This window comes from Vibrio sp. 10N.222.48.A3 (assembly GCF_041475345.1).
Taxonomy (GTDB): domain Bacteria; phylum Pseudomonadota; class Gammaproteobacteria; order Enterobacterales; family Vibrionaceae; genus Vibrio; species Vibrio tasmaniensis_A.
In genome coordinates this window covers 1-2,397 of the sequence record NZ_JBFRVX010000486.1, presented here as the reverse complement: position 1 = coordinate 2,397, position 2,397 = coordinate 1, and the positions used below count along the sequence as shown (strand labels likewise).

Annotated in this window: 2 protein-coding genes; both read right to left on the bottom strand. The window is 45.1% G+C overall.

What is annotated here, in order from left to right:
- Positions 1–106 precede the first annotated feature (106 nt).
- Entirely contained in the window at positions 107–1,393 is a 1,287-nt protein-coding gene (locus AB4653_RS14380) for a DEAD/DEAH box helicase (RefSeq protein WP_009845312.1), read from the bottom strand.
- Positions 1,394–1,535: 142 nt separating this feature from the next.
- Positions 1,536–2,276 carry a DUF1223 domain-containing protein gene (locus AB4653_RS14375; protein WP_009845311.1) on the bottom strand — a complete coding sequence of 247 codons (741 nt, stop codon included), beginning with the start codon at positions 2,274–2,276 and terminating at the stop codon, positions 1,536–1,538.
- Positions 2,277–2,397: the final 121 nt, after the last annotated feature.

Genomic DNA, 2,397 nt, shown 5'->3' with positions numbered 1-2,397 from the left:
GTCAAGAGTGTCGTTTAATCTCGTTACGCGGATTCGCTAAACTGGGCTAAAAACAAAAAAGGCGCAATTAAGCGCCTTTAGAAATTCTATTTTTACTGACTCAATATCAGTTATTTCTCAACCAAACATCTTGGTTTTTAGGTGCTTTCTTCTTTTTCTTCTTGCCTGTGCCAGCCGGTGGCGCAACGGGTTTTAGTGCAGCAACAAGTTCAGCCGTAGCTTCTGCATCCACTTCAAAACCTTCAATTTGCTCACGCTCAAGACGGATTTTGTTCTTCTTCTCAATGATTGTGAAGTGATGGTAATCTTCGTGGTCGATCAAAGATAGCGCTAGACCAACCTCACCCGCACGACCACTTCGGCCAATACGGTGCATGTAGTCTGATGGGCTACGTGGTAAATCAAAGTTGATTACTACAGGAAGCTTTTCAATATCCAGACCACGAGCTGCGATGTCTGTCGCGATCAGAACGTCAATCTCGCCAGATTTAAAATCTTCTAGGATACGAGTACGTGAACCCTGACCTTTATCACCGTGGAATACTTCCGCAATGATACCGCGCTTGTATAACTTATCAGCCAAATGCTCACAGCTGTTCTTCGCATTCACGAAAATCAGGGCTTGGCGCCATTCGTGTTGTTGAATCAGGTGCGCTAACAAAGCTGTCTTACGGCCTTTTTCGACTTCGAATACTCGCTGAACTAGCGTGCTTGCATTAGCACTTTGAAGTTGGACTTCAATTGGGTCGTTCAGTAATTCGTGAGTCAACGTTTTAACTTGCTCAGGGAAAGTCGCAGAGAACAACAGAGTTTGCTTCTTGCTTGGCAGCAGCTTCAAGATCGCGTCAAGCTCTTCGGTAAAACCAAGGCTCAACATTCGGTCAGCTTCATCAAGCACTAACGTTTTTACTTTATCGAGTTTGATAGCGTTGCTTGAGATCAGATCAAGCAAACGACCCGGTGTTGCCACCAAGATGTCTGTGCCGCCACGTAGTGCTTGCATCTGAGTGTTCACCGATACACCACCGAATACACAAACAGTTTTAATTGCACCGTTGAAATGTACTGCGTAAGACTTAACGCTATCGGCAACTTGCTTAGCAAGCTCACGTGTAGGAACCAAGATAAGGCCAGAAACATAGTTACCTTTGCCCGAACGACGGTCTAAAGGTGCATCTTCATGGATCTTCTGTAACAGTGGAAGTGCAAATGCTGCGGTTTTACCTGAACCTGTATTTGCGCCTGCAATTAGGTCGCGTTCTGCTAACACACTCGGAATAACTTGCGCTTGGATAGGCGTTGGCTGTTGGTATTCAAGCTCGGTAAGACGAGCCATCAAAGGAGAGATTAAGCCAAGATCAGAGAAGTTGGTTGGTGTTGTGGTGTTAGTCATTAATTGCAGGAACTCAAAGCTAAAATAATAGCGCGCTATATTAACGTATTTCAGCAGTATTACGTAACTAAATCGCCCCTTTCTCTCGTGTTTTAGCAATGAGCCCCCACTACAACACATCCAGTATCAAGTTATCGCAAGTTTAATTCAGCCACCCTGCTACCGTTTGTTCCGGTGTATACGAGTTAGGTTCGGTTAACCACACGGCTACAGCATCTGGCGTGGCGACTAATGGATCAAAATCGACATTAAATTGCCATTCAGACTCACTACGTCGATAGCCGTCATAAACCACGACAAAATCGTGCTCAAGTTTCTTACCTCTGTTCTCGCCCGCTTTAACGCTGGTGACTTCGTTCATCGCCAACAAGGCAATATGAGCGACATAATCACCTTTGCCTTCGTAATGCACGCTGAACGTATCGCCTTTATGGTTCACTGTTAATTTAGGATTAATTTGTTGTTGGAGCGATGGCAAGGTTCTGTCGAGCCAATTAAAGTAACCGCGCCACTCTTTTCCATCGACGACAAAGCCCGGAGTATAAACGCCACTTGTTACTCCATAAGCTTTGTACAAGCGTTGCTTTTGACTGAATGCCTTGCTAGCGAACTTGTCTCCCCACCCTAGGTAATCCCAGTAATCGACGTGATAGGCGAGCGGAATGACTTGTGTCCAAAGATTAGGGTGGTCTTCAAAAGTACTAAGGTAGGCATCAGCAGGCGGACAACTTGAACAACCTTCAGAGGTGAACAGTTCGATAACCTGCGCAGGTTGACCTTCATTACTCCAGGTTTGTGCCATCGACACAGAAGAGTAAAAGCCGATCGGTAAGGCAAGTAAACAGAGTTTAATCAATGATGAGTTGCGGCTGGCGTGTGACATACCGTGATCCTTGTACGAAGAGAATTTACTGGCGCTCAAATACAGACCGTTATGCCTAAGTCTTTCTTTCAGGTGATGAGTTTTCAGGTGCTTAGTTTATTTCAAATGCTTAGTTTCTTTG

Coding starts and splice junctions, on each gene's coding strand:
- AB4653_RS14375 (WP_009845311.1), bottom strand. CDS start 2,276: ATGTCACACGCCAGCCGCAACTCATCATTGATTAAACTCTGTTTACTT.
- AB4653_RS14380 (WP_009845312.1), bottom strand. CDS start 1,393: ATGACTAACACCACAACACCAACCAACTTCTCTGATCTTGGCTTAATC.